This is a genomic window from Sphingomonas sp. PP-F2F-G114-C0414 (genome assembly GCF_003688595.1).
Classification (GTDB): domain Bacteria; phylum Pseudomonadota; class Alphaproteobacteria; order Sphingomonadales; family Sphingomonadaceae; genus Sphingomonas.
In genome coordinates this window covers 739,228-753,494 of the sequence record NZ_RCWT01000009.1, presented here as the reverse complement: position 1 = coordinate 753,494, position 14,267 = coordinate 739,228, and the positions used below count along the sequence as shown (strand labels likewise).

General features: G+C 59.1%; 12 protein-coding genes and 1 pseudogene. 3 read left to right on the top strand and 10 right to left on the bottom strand.

Annotated features, from left to right (window positions below; all coding sequences use genetic code 11):
* The first annotated feature begins 55 nt into the window (after positions 1-55).
* Both C8J47_RS04050 and C8J47_RS04045 read left to right on the top strand, forming a co-directional pair.
* Positions 56-1,405 (top strand): PAS domain-containing protein, encoded by a 1,350-nt coding sequence (locus C8J47_RS04050; RefSeq protein WP_404969243.1) that lies wholly within the window; start codon positions 56-58, stop codon positions 1,403-1,405.
* Between the two features lie 91 nt (positions 1,406-1,496).
* Positions 1,497-1,847, top strand: a complete 351-nt coding sequence (locus C8J47_RS04045; RefSeq protein WP_121884511.1) for a response regulator — start codon at positions 1,497-1,499, stop codon at positions 1,845-1,847.
* Between the two features lie 177 nt (positions 1,848-2,024).
* On the opposite strand, the gene C8J47_RS04040 is transcribed toward C8J47_RS04045, so the two are convergent.
* Positions 2,025-2,555, bottom strand: a complete 531-nt coding sequence (locus tag C8J47_RS04040; RefSeq protein ID WP_121884510.1) for a response regulator — start codon at positions 2,553-2,555, stop codon at positions 2,025-2,027.
* A complete protein-coding gene (locus tag C8J47_RS04035) occupies positions 2,548-3,354 on the bottom strand; it encodes a sensor histidine kinase (RefSeq protein WP_183129008.1) in 807 nt (268 codons plus the stop codon). Before C8J47_RS04035 ends, C8J47_RS04040 begins: the two co-directional genes overlap by 8 nt.
* 543 nt (positions 3,355-3,897) lie before the next feature.
* Between C8J47_RS04035 and C8J47_RS04030 the strand changes: the two genes are divergently transcribed.
* On the top strand, positions 3,898-4,575 hold the full coding sequence (locus tag C8J47_RS04030; protein WP_259467337.1) for a PAS domain S-box protein: 678 nt from the start codon (positions 3,898-3,900) through the stop codon (positions 4,573-4,575).
* 480 nt (positions 4,576-5,055) lie between these two features.
* On the opposite strand, the gene C8J47_RS04025 is transcribed toward C8J47_RS04030, so the two are convergent.
* The 8 genes and pseudogenes from C8J47_RS04025 to C8J47_RS03995 form a co-directional block, all read right to left on the bottom strand.
* Entirely contained in the window at positions 5,056-5,586 is a 531-nt protein-coding gene (locus C8J47_RS04025; RefSeq protein ID WP_147454272.1) for a restriction endonuclease, read from the bottom strand.
* Between the two features lie 284 nt (positions 5,587-5,870).
* Positions 5,871-6,098, bottom strand: coding sequence for a hypothetical protein (locus tag C8J47_RS18815; protein WP_147454271.1), 228 nt, complete (start codon positions 6,096-6,098; stop codon positions 5,871-5,873).
* Between the two features lie 51 nt (positions 6,099-6,149).
* Entirely contained in the window at positions 6,150-6,713 is a 564-nt protein-coding gene (locus C8J47_RS04020) for a hypothetical protein (RefSeq protein ID WP_121884507.1), read from the bottom strand.
* On the bottom strand, positions 6,710-7,369 hold the full coding sequence (locus C8J47_RS04015; RefSeq protein ID WP_121884506.1) for a hypothetical protein: 660 nt from the start codon (positions 7,367-7,369) through the stop codon (positions 6,710-6,712). The genes C8J47_RS04020 and C8J47_RS04015 overlap by 4 nt, the downstream gene beginning before the upstream one ends.
* A 210-nt stretch (positions 7,370-7,579) precedes the next feature.
* Positions 7,580-7,630 (bottom strand): annotated as a pseudogene (locus tag C8J47_RS19780) (hypothetical protein); the annotation flags it as partial.
* Between the two features lie 175 nt (positions 7,631-7,805).
* The gene (locus C8J47_RS04005) at positions 7,806-9,263 is read right to left on the bottom strand and encodes a caspase family protein (RefSeq protein WP_121884505.1); all 1,458 of its coding nucleotides are present in this window, start codon (positions 9,261-9,263) and stop codon (positions 7,806-7,808) included.
* Between the two features lie 269 nt (positions 9,264-9,532).
* Positions 9,533-11,230 (bottom strand): HNH endonuclease, encoded by a 1,698-nt coding sequence (locus C8J47_RS04000; RefSeq protein ID WP_183129006.1) that lies wholly within the window; start codon positions 11,228-11,230, stop codon positions 9,533-9,535.
* A 1,315-nt stretch (positions 11,231-12,545) separates the two neighbouring features.
* On the bottom strand, positions 12,546-14,090 hold the full coding sequence (locus C8J47_RS03995) for a HEPN domain-containing protein (RefSeq protein WP_121884503.1): 1,545 nt from the start codon (positions 14,088-14,090) through the stop codon (positions 12,546-12,548).
* Between the last annotated feature and the right edge of the window lie 177 nt (positions 14,091-14,267).

Below are 14,267 nucleotides of genomic sequence, written 5' to 3'. Positions count from 1 at the left end.
CCGCCTAAACGAGCATGACCCCTTCGTTGCGGCGTTCGATCACTGCATTACGCCGATGGTCGTCAGCGATCCAACGCTACCGGATAACCCGCTGGTTTACGTCAATCGGGCGTTCGAGGCTCTGACAGGGTTCTCGGCGGTCGAGGTCGTTGGCCGGAACTGCCGTTTCATGCAGGGACCGCTGACCGATCAGGCCGACGTCCGACGCATGAAGGACGCGATTGCTCGCCGTGAGCCGATCGATATCGACCTCCTCAATCACCGTCGTGATGGCACGCCGTTCTGGAACCGCCTCATGGTCGCGCCCGTGCATGACGCGACCGGCAGCCTACGCTACTTCGTGGCATCCCAGCTCGATGTCACACTCGAGCGGCACGGGCTGTTGCAGTTGGAACGCGATCGCGACTCGCTGAGTGCCGAGCTTGCGAAGCGTGAAGTCGCTTTGGCCGAACGAGAAGCGCGCTTGGCGCTTGCGCTCGATGCCGGAGGACTGGGCACGTGGACCATCGACCTGCCAGAATGGCGGCTTAGCTATTCGCCAAGCTGTCTTGCAAACTTTGGAAGGCCGGCCGGAGAAATATTATCGGCGGAAGGCCTGTTGGCTTGCGTGCACCCAGAGGATCGCGAACTCGTCAGATCTTCGCTAAATAGCGCTATAGAGCATGGCACGCGTTACAACGTCCAATACCGCATATTGACGCCTGAAGGCGAGCAACGCTGGATCCATTCCCAAGGCTCGCTGCAGCGCCGTGCGGATGGCACACCGTTGGCGGTTTCGGGCTTTTCGAGCAATGTTTCAGCTCGCAAATTTGCCGAGGAGCAACGGTCGGTTCTGGCACATGAACTGACACACCGCGTGAAGAACACGCTTGCGACGGTCAGTGCCGTTGTCAGTCAGACGCTACGCGATGCTGGGTCCCTTGCTGAGGCTCGGGATGCGGTGTCGGGCCGCATCGCTAGCCTCGCGTCTGCGCACGAACTGCTGCTCAAGGACGAGATCGAAGGCGCGGCAATCGGTGAGATCGTCGAGCGGGTGCTGGCGCCGTTCATGGACAGCAACGGTCGACGGTTTTCCGCTGTCGGCCCGACGATACGGCTAACCCCGGAAGTGACACTTGCGTTGTCTATGGCACTGCACGAGCTGGCGACCAATGCGATCAAATATGGTGCACTTTCGGTACCGGAGGGCCAGGTGACCATACGCTGGAACCTGAACGGCAATGTAACGGAACGCCGGCTCACCTTTTCCTGGACGGAGCAGGATGGTCCTATCGTTGCAACGCCAACACGTATTGGATTTGGTACGCGAATGATTGAGCGCGTCCTGTCGCGCCACATCCGCGGCAAGGCGGAAATCCAATATCTGCCGGAAGGTGTTCGCTTCGCAATTGAAGCGCCGGTCTAAGCTTTCGACCTTGCCTGACATTTATTAACGCCGTGGCGGGCCCATTGCGTGATCACATTGGTTAAGAGCTCAGCTTATCGGGATCTGTCATATGTGCCACGTGCTCGTCATCGAGGATGATTTCCTCATCGCCGATCACATCATCCAGCTGATCGAACGGGCTGGCGGCACATCCTTCGATCAGGCTGCCTCGCAAGATGAGGCAATCGATGCCGCCAAGTTGCGGCCTCCCTCCATCATCATGTCCGACGTCAATCTCTCAGTCGGTACCGGCCCTGACGCGGTAGAAGCCATCATCTTGGAGCATGGGCCGACGCCCGTAATCTTCGTGACCGGCACGCGCGAGGCATGCCATGTAAGTCGCCCATCGATGATTGTTCTCGACAAGCCGATCAACGAACAGGCTCTTATCGCGGCGTTCCAAAGCCTCGCCCCCGTCTAGGTCAGCGATCGCCGACGGTGAGTGACACAGTTTCGCCATCGGCGTTACCGGTAAGACCGGGCAATTCATCGAGCTCAGCAGCCTTCCGCGAAATTTCTCGCGACGACCCGGTTTCGAACATTCAAACCTGTTGCATCGCTAAACTTCAGACGCACGCTCATGTCATCAAAACGTTGATTAGCAGTTCAAGAACTGATCGATTGCGTTGACCGCCTCGTATAATCGTGCCGCTAATAGCGGTTCATGGATGCCGTCAGCTACGGCAATCTGAACGATCAGCTGTTCACGCAATTGCAAAAACGAGGTATGCTGAGAAACTTTGGCAACCGCTCCATCGGCGGTCGTATCGATTTTCTTGAGCGCATCGATTATCGACGAGGCCTTAACAGGTTTTTCTAATCTAACGATCTCTTTGTAGTTTGATGGAACATCGGCAATATCATTACCTGTTGCAAAGACGCAACGAACGCCCCGAGCGAGTAGGCGGTCGACCACTGGGTATACTTTCTGCTCGCCGAGGTTGATGTCGAGAACAGCGCCGTCGATACGCCCTCCCTGATCAAGCAAAGCCATTGCCTGGTCAACAGACGGCACCGGTCCAAGCACGGTAGCTCCCGCCCGTCTCAGAGTGCGCTCGATCGCTTCGGCAACGACATACTCGTCTTCAATCACAAGTACCCGCTGATGTTCCATGAGCATGTCAGCCATCTTGCACCTCCCCCGCTGTCCGGCGAGATACGACCGGCACCGCGATCGTACAGTGCACACCATCTTCGACGAAAGCATAATGTGTCTGAGCGCCAAGTTGGTAAGGCAAGGCTTTTTCGATCAGTTGACGACCATAACCGCCGGTAGACGGTGCAGCGACCGGTTGTGACATCCGAACACCGCTCTCGCGCCAGTCGACGTGGAGCCACAGAACGCCATCTTTTTCCGTCTCCACGTGCCACGTGATTGTAAGCAACCCTCCGAGGGTCCCCAACGCACCATATTTTACCGCATTGGTCCCAAGCTCATGGATCGCTAGAGCCAGGCTTTGAACTGCGCGCGAGCGTAACGGAACATCAGGTGGGCCTGCCAATATGAGATGGCCATCACCACCCTTCCGGCCAATGGCACCAAGCGAAAGGAGCTCCGCGCGCAAAAGATCGTCGAACTTTACTCGTTGGCCTGCTGTTGCATGCGAGAGCATCTGTTGGACGCGGGATAGAGCTGAAAGGCGGTCGTTGAAGCCACGCTCGAACTCTTGAAGCGACGAGGCACCATCCAGCATCCGCGCAGCAATCGAGCTTACAACCGCGATAAGGTTACGCGTCCTGTGTTGCAGCTCCGCAACCATCACGACCTGCCGTTGCTCGCTTTCCCGCAAAGATTCCGCGCTGCGCTTCAATGCGTTTATGTCACTGATTACGCTTGCTTGTCCGGTCAACTTGCCCAACTCGTCGCGTACCGGAACTGCCGCAACTCGCACCCAAATGGCCCGCTGGTCGTCATCGGTGAACAGCATTTCCTGACCAGGCGTAACACATTCTCCGCGGCGGGCGCGCGCACCGGGAAACTCGTCGGGTTGCAACGGCCGCCCATCCTCGTCCCACGCTTGCCACCGGGCTACGCGAGCCGGGTCCTGGGAGGGCATCAAGCCGGTGGGACAGAAACGCTGATACTCGGAATTGGAGGCTACCATTCGTCCGTTCATGTCCAACGTAGCAACGCCCGCAGGCACGCTTTCGAGCGTAGCCGCGAACCGAGCCTTACTCTGGTGAAGCGCTGCCTCTGACTCCGCCAGACGACGGCGTAAGTCGGCGATTGTTGCCACGTCATCCATCTTACATTCCATGTATAAGCGTCGGAGCGCGCCAAGGGGGGATAGCTACGTCAGCCTGTTCTTAGCCAAAAATGTCGTGCTATCTGTGTCAGTGTTTCCCATACGCCCTCTCCAACCCACGGGAAAAACGTCACAGATCGGCAAGCCATCCTTCGACGCTGCGAGATGCCTTGCAAGGAGAATAAACTGATATATGTCAATTGATACAAGGCTCGTGGTAAGGTAATGATGCCTGCAGGTCATTGCGTTTCGTCGATCGAAGGAGTCATTCTGCAAGCGGATCAGGGCTTGCTTGATCTACTTCAGCGTTGCGCCGACGAAGTTATCGGAGTTTCGTACCGCCAAATAACCGATGCTCGCGACTTGGATCGAAGCGCAGATATGCTAGCCGCGCTAAAGGACGGCGCAGCCCCCGTACGGTTGCAAAAGCGCTACCTTCGGCCTGATGGTAGCTCAGTAGCAGCGAATCTACTGGTCACCCGCTTCGCCAACCCCGACCGATTGATAAGCACGCTGTTCTGGCAAGAAAATGGCCGCCCTTTACCGCCAGCCAGGCTTTGGGAAGCAGCACTGCGTATGCGCCAGGTCCATGCCACCCGAGCCATGCTATTTGGGGATGATCTAAGCACTGACCCCATAGGTTCGCTGCTGATCGGCATCTATTTGGCGGAGGCAGAAGGCCGGACCATCGGACTAGCCGATGCCGCAGCCCATGCCAACATCCCGACATCTGGTACCGAACGGTGGATCAAGGCACTGCAGCAGCGCGGAGTGCTTGAACAACAAGATACTATGATGGATATTCGACTGACGCACGCAGGTCTGAACAAGGTAGAGGCGATGCTTGCTACTGCTTACGAATCACCTGACGCGGCAGCGATGCTTCTTGGTAGCTTTGATTGATGCCTTATGTTTCAAATATTATAATAGTACATCAATCCTGTTTCGCAGGCATGACTAGAGCCAAATGTAATACTCTGCGTAATTGGTTTAGAATTAAGTGAAATCGGTCAGCCCGGTTTACGTTATTATTCCCTTTCGAATGAAGGCGCCACTGTACTACTTTGACTCATAAACCGACATTCAGCGGTCATTTCGTTCTCCCCGACTTCAGACATCCATTCATGTTCGCTCGACGCCTCGACAGCCGGTCATAGAACGGCAAGAAGTGGGACATTACCGCTATTCCCGTGCCACTGTCGAAGCGGCGACTTTCTGCCGAACACCGGACGTTCTGAAAGAAAGCAGGCGGCGGCAGGGGATGGGAAAGGCGGCCGGTCGCGGATTGTCGGCTTCTGAAGCTCAGCTATGCAAGAGCGGACCATGCACATGACGATATTCGAATTGTTCGTGCCCGCCGATCCAGCTTCGATATTTACTGTTCTATGTGCCAGAACTTGATTTTGTTCGGCGTCCCTTCTCAGCGAGAGAAGCCTTAAGCGGAGTGGAGATCGATTTAGGGGTGGTTTCGTTAGCAGCCAAGTCCTCCAAGCCCTTGTAGAGGGTCACCGCGATATCCTCACCATTTCTCTTGGCATCCCGAAGCTCAGTCCTCGCGGGCAGGCTAAGACTCCCGGAGGTAGAATATAGCTGCCCGCGGCCTTTACCATTGCCCAATGAATTATTCCTCGCGGTCGCCTCGCGAAGGTTGACAATGTCTCGCTTTGGGATTGCCTTGTGTTGCTTGTAATGCTTAGCCTCGACGGTCAGTCTATTACCGGTATCTTCGTTCTCATAAAGGCCGTCATCTCCGTCTCTATTGCTCGCACCTCGAAGTTTTTTCATTTTCGGATCGATCTCGACAATGTTTCGAGAGACCTCCTCGAAATCAGAGTCTGACGGTGCAAAATTGGGATGATGCTTGTCCGGCTGACTGTCCGACATACTCAACGGCACCTTGGATATTGCTTTCAACAGCCCGCCGATTGCGTCAGCCGGTAGCTAATTGCAACGGCTGCCCCTTCAGCCTCTATCCGGGCTGGCAGCCTTGGGATAGCGGACGGTAGTTGTAAGGACCGTCAAACGAAGCTGGAGCGGTCAACTTGGGCGGCTGGCAGACCTGCCGCTGCCCCGCTTTCGAATTATCGATTCCGGCGTCAGCGGACATTCAAACGAACGCACGGAACGGCGGGAGTTGGTCGACCGCTGCCGGAAGGACGTGGGGATATCTCTGCCGCGCAGGAGCGCCGGGCGAAACGTCAGCCTTTGTCTGGAGGAGACGTTCCGCGCTCATGGATGAGAGCGCGGATTCGCAGAAGCCATGCCGGTTTCTTCATTTGTTCGATCCCGCCAACACCGCCGACGATGCCTGGCGGAAAAAGCCAGAACGCTTCGCCATCTGAGCCGTAGCCGTGGACGAGGACGAGGACGACCAGAGAGTCGGCTTGTCGCTGGATATTGGGATAGGCGGGGCCGGTGGGTATCATGCACTCCCATTCGACCGAGGTTTCAAGGTGCGAGGCGTTGGCCGTCCGGTCTTACCTTCCGCTACGCTTCCCAAGCAGTGGAGTGCAGCTGTCCCATAGCTCCTGCTCGAGCGCCTCCAGCTCGATCGGATTGATGTCTGGGTCATACGGCCACAATCTCAGGCCGATGGTCGCCGGCACCGCCGTCGCCCAGAGCGCCAGCCGCATCGAGTAAGTGCCCGCACCGCCTATGCGGCCGAGGTGCTGACCGATACGCGATCGGAAGCTCGCACTTGATCCGACGTAGAGAGCGCACGGGTCGGCGGGCGCCATCATGCGGCTGTATCGCAGCGTCTTCCCTTTTGAGTTCTCCATCGGCCTCGCGCCAAACGCATCTCGCAAATCAGCATAGGAAGTCGGGTCGCGCGCGACAAACTGGTAAATGACGCGACTGTCGCGATCGACCATATTGCCGAGGTCGACGTCGAGCGCCTTCAACGCGTCGGGGTCCGCCAGCCAGGCGAGTTCGAAGTCGATGCTATCGGCGCCCAGCGGACGACGATCGACCACCTTCGCAGACAAGAGCCGGAGTCGCGCCGAAGCTCGGGCAGCCAGGCCAAGGATCGGCTCGGTCATTTCTGCGCCCACCTCTTCCTCAGCAGTTTCAATTCGACCGCCAGTCTGATCAGGATGGCCGGTTGGCGATGCACTCGGTCGGGCGGGATGGCCGTCTCGCACCATAGGCTGCCGTCCATCTCCGCGTCGGGGTAGTAGGGCTCGGCTCCAGTGCGCACTTTCTGGACATCCCACGATCGCAGCATCTTCGCGCCGATCCGCGTGATCCCATTCGGGGCCGCCGTCCCGGTGGCACGGCTCTCGATGTAGGTGAGCGCGCCTTCGAGCGAACCGGCGACGTGAACACGGGGCGTAAGATAGTGGCGGTTGGTCCAAGTCGTGCTCGAGCCGCTGACGGTCAGGCCTTGAGCTTTGATCAGTCCGCGATATTCGCGCGGGCTCGCGTGATAGACATGGACGCCGGGGGTGACCGGCTCCTGCCAGGCTGGCTCGATGCAGAATTCAAACAACCCTGATCCTGCCACTATGGATTTCCTGGTAATGTACCAGCCGAGCGGGGTGACAACACTCGTCACGTCCGGCTCCCAATCCCGGCCGAGCATTGGACTAAGGCGGAACGCGACGCTGATATGGGATCGCTCGATCGAGCCCGCAAAGACCCCGCCCAGGCGCCAATCACTCGCTAGTGCGGCGATGATCTGCTTTGCCGTCGTCATGACGGGAGGTACTCCGTGATTGGTTGATACCGCTAGCACGCGTTGGCTCGAAGTCGATAGGTTCGATAATGCCCGTTCAGCACTTGACGGCCTCGAAGTGGGTGCGCGCGTCCGCGTTGGCCGACGCCCATTCACCAATGGCTGAGACGGCCCCTGCAGGGAGGCGCCGAGAGGCGCGAAGGAGCAGTCGACACGCGGCGGAATCGACGGTGTGACGGTGTGGATGACCAGTCCGCGCTCGAGGCTGCGCAGCGAGAGCATCAGGACCCGCTGGGAAATGGTGCCGCGAAACGCACACGTAAGCCACCAGTCGGCCGACGGCGACGTTCGCGCGCACTCTGATGGCCGTCGGGAAAACACTGGACGTCGGTTCCTAGCGAGAGCTGGTGTCGGAGGATTGACCAACGAACGGCGTGCTTTGGTCGTTTGCGTTCCGTCAGCTCATCCATTCGAGCGAATAGCCAACAGGGTAGCCCAGTTCACCGGGCGGCATGGAGAGATCAGGGAAGTTCAACACTTGTCGCGAAGTGGGCAGCGCAGCTTCAGCGGCGAGCCGATTCGCGAGGTCCTGCGGCCGGAACGCGAAGTATCGCGGTATCCCATGCTCATCGACATAGTCGGGGCTGTCGAGCGAGAGAATGTCGCGACCGCCTACTACAATCCCCGTGATGGACGGATTAGCTTTACCCGGTAGCATAGTTGTCGTGATGTCAACCGACACGTCATCGTCGATATTGGGGAAAGCGAGAAACCGCCGCCCGGTGTTGACCAGCACTTCGCCGATAAATTCGAGGCTTGGCCGCAATAATTTCGCGCTCGCCGCGCCGTAAAGCTCGTCGAAGTGCTTCGCTTTCGGCTTGCTACGCAAGATGCCGTCGCGATCGAAGAAAACTTCGAAGAGCATCCCGTCGAGCAGCGCCTTGCGCTTGTGCGGATCGACGCCGCCCGTCTTGGCGATGAAGTTGGTCACCCAGGGCTCGGCACCCTTGGATCCGCCATCGGCGGCGGAATAGAGCGCGCGACCGATCATGAAACAAGCGTTCTCGCGGAAGCCATTCAGATCCGAAGGCTTGATGCCCCGCGCGGCGGGATTCTGCCTGTACCAGTCGTGCGACTTCAGTTCATCGAGGACCACGTGCGCCGGTTTCTTTGGATCCGCGATGAACCCGCCGTCGCTCACCGCCTGCTCGCTGTACTGGGTCACGGGCACGTTGCGACTGCGGTTAAAGTAGAACTCCGCGATCAGCGAAGTGTGCTCCCATGGCGTCTGCTTCTTGCCGGTCGAGGTCGCCATCGTCGCCCGGACGCGCTTGAACATCGTTTCGACCGGACAGACCGCATCGAAGTGCTGGAGCAGAGCCTCGGTGTAGCGGCCATGCTTGCCGGTGCCGTTCATCGCCTTCTCGCCGGGCGACGTCGCGAACGCGATCAGCGTGCCCCGTGGCGCGGTCACCGGCCCCAGCCCGCCCGTACCCAGCGACCGGTCCCAGTTCTTGCCGAACGGGTTTTCGCGGCAAGCGTCAAGGATAACGATGTTTGTTTCCGATCCGGCATGGTCCATTAGGTCCACCACGTAGTCGAGTTTGAGGGAGTTGTGCTTCGCGTCGACCGCGCTCGTCGGGTCGGCGTCAATCCCGATCAGGTAGTTGACGCCATCGATCTCGACGCCGTGTCCCGCGAAGTAGAAAGTGGCGGCGCCGTCACGCTTGAGCGACTTACCGAAAGCTAGTGCGGCGTCCTGCATGGCCGTATGGTCGAGGTCCGTGAACTCGTTCACCTCGAATCCGCTGCGGCGCAGCGCCTCGGCTACGGCCACAGCGTCGTTCACAGCGTTTTCGAGATCGAACCCGGGCGCGTAGGCGCCGTTGCCGATCGCCAAGGCCTTACGCTTCATCTACATTCATGCCTTCCGAAATCGAGTTTTACGGGATGTAGTGTTGCGGCGCGAGCAACCACAATTTTTTGGAAAGGTCGACGGTCCACCTCACTTAGTCCCATCGGCAGTTTCTGTCCGGAGCCGTCGTTCACGGTGGCTGATCCGGGCGACCGGTTCTAGTCGTGAGGAGACTGGCAGGTTTCGAGCAGCCACGCGGGGGAAGCGGACCTTGTTCCCGGTTTCCGATGGAAGCGCGATTAGCGCCGCCATCTTCGTTGTTGGCCCCGTCAACCTTTACCACCACGCGCACGATATTCGGCTCGATGCCACGCGAGATAACGCGCATGCTTCGCCGATACGGCGATGGCGCGGTCGGGATCGCACCCCAGCGCGATCAGATCGCCGCGGCCGATCTCCGGCCCGTAGAGCATGTCGCCGGCATCGCTAAACGAGATCAAGAAACGGTCGAACAGCGCGTCGATATTGGCGACCAGTAGAAGACCATTGAAACGGTCGAGACGCTCGAAATTGTCTGCGGCGCGCCACGGTTTGATGTGCGAGGCCCGCAGGACCGGTCGGATCTCGCATGCGGTGACGGAGCAGCGACCGTTCCACAACTCGAGCAGCCGGTCGCGAAACAAGCCCTGCCCGACGCGAGCCTGGATCAGCTGATCCTTGTGGGTAACGGTCAGCTCGGGATCGTCTATCATCGCCCGCTCCGCGAGGAGATCGAGCCGGTCTTGGATATCCGCGGTCAGCCAGTATTTGCGCGGCGCACCGAACGTCCCGGTTGCCGCTGGCTTCATGCCGAGCCGGATACAGAAAAGCCTATACTCCTCCTCGAGGACCTGTTCAGGTCTCGGGGCATAGCCCATAATATCGTTTATCGCGGCATTGGTGAGCCGTCCGTCACGCGCCTCGTTCGCAGCATGGCGCGCGAAGCTGTTGCCGGCATAACCGATGAAGCGTGATGGCGCGAAAGCAATCCCGTCGCGCGACATATAGGGCAGGAAGCAGGTACCGCGCCTGATCAGCTCGATATAGGCGGCGTAGTCCGCTCTGCCGGGATTGGCACGGATGGCATCTAGCGTCTCGATATTGGCGAGCAGCGCGTCATGGTCTGACACAAACGCAATCACGGCGCTCTCCCGCGCCGGCTCGCCGCCACGACGCGCGAGATCGCAGAGCTCAACGAAGCGCGTGGTCGTGCGACGAATCCGCTCCTCGGAATCACCAAGACTGGCGACCAGAAACCAGCGCCGGGCGGCCGCACGACCGCTCGCCTTGATCGGCACGGCACTCAGTCCGGTCAACCGTTCGAACGCGGCCTCCCTGACATCGGGTGCCGAGCGGCGTCCGCGGAGCCTGCCCTGCCGCAGCAGATGAAGACCGCCGGTGGCATCCTCGGCGATTCCGGCAAGCCGGTTGTGGTCCCCAGGCTGGGGCGGCGCGTTGATTTCGACTGCCCATTCCGAACCCGTCGGATCGGTACCGAGCCGTGCATCGACCCCCGCAGGAACTAGGTCAGCTCGCATCCAGATGTTTTGTCCCGGCACCTGCACCGTCGCGCCTGACGGCACGCTTCCAGCCATAATCCTAGCCCAGGCGGCGAACGCGCTGCGCGATCGTACTTGTTCGGTGATCAGTTTCATCTCGGGCGGAATAAGGCCAAGTTCCTGCGCGAGCGCATCATAGCCGGGTTCGAAGGCCCCGATGCCATCGATCGACCAGTCAACGAGCTCTTCGAACGACATGCGTAGACCCTCCTCCGCAGTGAGGATCGCCGCGAAGGGCGAGGTGTGATTGTCGAAGTTGCGCAGTTCATCGTAGCGTTGCCTGGTCGGGGTCGCGTTGATCTGGACCGTGTCGAGTTTGACGCAGAACTCGCCCGACGCATCGATGCCGACGGTGTAGGCCAGCTCCTTCGGCGCGCTCGGCCGCGGATAGATGCGCACCCAAGGATAATATTTGAACTTCTGCGCCATGTGGTGGGCCGTGAGAGCTTGCGCACCTTGCCGTCGGCGAACAGCCGTTGGTTGACCGCATGCAGCCGTTGGTTGACCGCATGCGCCCATGCCGCCGTCGCTTCATAAGCCTCGACGAGACTGCCGAAGGCAGCATCTCTGCTGGTGCGGCGCTCGCCGGTCCAACGGTGCAGCAGTTCAAAATGCTCCGCGCGAAACCCGTGATTCATAAATCCTCTCTGAATTTTACAGGATGGCAAAATCGGGCCTGAGCGCAAGAGACGCCTCATGCCGAGGAGCCGCGGGCGCATCGTCCCGATGAGTCAGTAATACGGTGCAATCCCGACCGAGATGTCGATCGCAATCTGGTGGAAGTGGAAGGCAGCTATTGGTTGATCGGACGCGTTCCGTCAGTCTGAAGGGCCCAAGGCAAACTCCGTTTGCCACCATTGCCTGTTTTCGGCAGTGTCAACGCACCGATCAAACTTGCCAACGAACCATGGCCCGGACAGCACCGAAAATGCTCGAGGAATCCTCGCCAACCAGCTGAAGGAGTCTTGCAGTTCCTTGTAACTGACGCGCCCCTCCTCGCCGTTTAGCCGCCATAACAGTTGAGCAGATCGTTCTGACCCCGACGAATAGCCGGTAAGCCCGTGGCAAAGGCCGTTGCGCATTTTGAGTGCGTGTTGAAGCTGCTGAATAAGGTAGTCGGCCAATTCTCCTCGGAACTGTCCGATGTCGTTTGTATCAGGGATACTGCTGCGCCAAGAGCGGAGACACGCCGCTATGCCGTGTGCTGGTCTTGGGACTGTCCCGCAATATCTGGCGACCTGTTCCCGCAACTCCCGCTCGATGTCGGCCCACAGGAACAGCAAAGATCCGAGACAGGCTTGCATATCATGAACCGACACCGTCGTATTCTCAGGCATCGTCCAAACCTGCACGTCATTTGCTAACAACCGGTTTCCGATTGCCTAGCTTCGCATCAGAAGAAGCGGTAGGTCGAACGTCCAGAAAATGGCTTACTCAGAAGGACCGCTATGTCGCGGGGAAGATGAGATAGCGGACGTTCCCGCCGAAGTTCGCGCTTTTCGACGACAGTGCGAGTGACCGGCTGGTGACAAGATCCAGAACGGACAGTCAATGCGTCGTCAGCCCTTCTTCACCGCGGCCATTCGTTTATTTCTGCAAGACACAGTCGGCGCGGTTGACTGCTGGCGGCTCGTGACGACTGAAGTAGTTCGTAAACCGATCATGACGGGTCTGCTCGGACGAGTGCAATGGTAGCTCGGTAGCTGACCGAGCATCGTCAACTTTCTGGCGTAGGCGAGCTTGGCTAATCGGACCGATCATCCCCGGCGCCCTCTGGAATTCCATCGGCAGACATTTTCGGGGGAGCACTTAACCGGGACTCAAGCAGAAGCTCATCGTCGATGCGCTGGGGGCTAAGGTACTCTTGATGGCGGATAAGGCTCTGGAGCACCTGCCGCAAGACGCCGATTGCCTGCCTTGAGGCAGCATAGCCGCCATCGGCAGACGAGGCTGACCTCTTGCGACCGCCGTGCACGATTGCGGAACGGGCTTCGTATGTGTCCCTGATAGCATCGCGGACCTTCCCCATCGTCTCTCGGTCGGCATCTACGCCGGTCAGCGCCGCAGCCCTCATACGAAGCTTCCAAGCTATGGATTGACCGTCTCCGTCGCCCAGCAGGATTTCAAGCGCAATCGTCGCGTCAAGAATAGCGTCCGCGGGGTCGTCTCTGGTCATCGCGGCGTTCAGACGGCGCAACGCGAGTGCGAACCGACCATCCTCCAAGCCCTGCATATCCCGCCATGTGCTAGCCACCCTTTCGATGTCCGCGCGCCTTACTAGCGCAAGCTCCTCGGCATTCCAGCCATAGTCGTCGAACCACGTGGGGTAACGTCGCGCTCCGACCGCATAAACCTCAGGTTCCCCAATTCGCCCGTGGCTCCGCCAGCCTCGGCCAAGGCGTATTTCCTGGGCGTAGCCCGTCTCAATACCGAGTTCGATACGTAAGGCTGCGAAGAAGGATTCTACGACGGCAGTTACCTGCGGGGCAGGGCTCGATAGGGTCTGCCCTAAATCCCATTTTGCTTCGTTAGGAATGCTCCAGTCAGTGAGAATCAACGCATGCGTCGCCGAGGCCAGCACGGCATCGTGCCCGTTTGCTGCGCGTGCCTTCTGATCCCAGCGTGCCCGCTGGAGGCCTTCCGACATTCTAACAATTATTGCGTCCTCCGAAAGTCGCGCGCGGTCGAAGCCGAACCGCGTTAGGGCGATAGGTACGACGACCGGCGTCCGGAGGCGCGGGAGAATTATGGCATTCAGCACCGGCATGAGGGAGATCGTCCTCGTACCGAGGGTCGATTCTATTGCGCCGAACCTCTGAAAGTGGGTGTTGGCGGCCCACTCGACACCTCCTTCGACGAGTATCTCAAGGATGCGCTCGTGTGGATTGACCATGTATGCTGCGCCGACGTCGAGTTCGGTCGAGACGAACGATTTCAGCGCATGCATCGCCGGAAAGCGGTCAATGGGGAACTTGCCTTGCGCGCGAGCCTCGTCGTCTCCCCAGGGCGGCTCGAGGACGCTACTGTGCTCTATGGGTCCGTTTCCACCGCCAAAAGGCGCATCCGATATGGACGGCATGCCGTTCTCCCGGAGCGAAACCTGCGGACGTCCAGGCCGCTTCGGCTTTTGGCCCTCGCTCAGCCGCCCACGGATCGCGTCGACGACCTCGCTAACCGCACGGTCATAAAGCTCACGAAGACGATCGGCCTTGGGTGCAGGAACGATTACGGGATCTAGCGGCACTTTCATGTGGACCTGATAAGGCCGGACTGCCAGCATGTCGTCCATGATCAAAAGTCCGCCGCGCAAAGACGCGGAATTATCTGATCATGGTAATAAGAAGGCCTGAGCTTTGGCTTGCGCCCAGAAAGCGTACGAGGCGCAAGTTAGCTGCCGACCTCCTGACGCCCTTACGTGTCACAAACGCCTAAAGTCGACGCCTTCCTTCCCCAGCGGCAAAAGGAC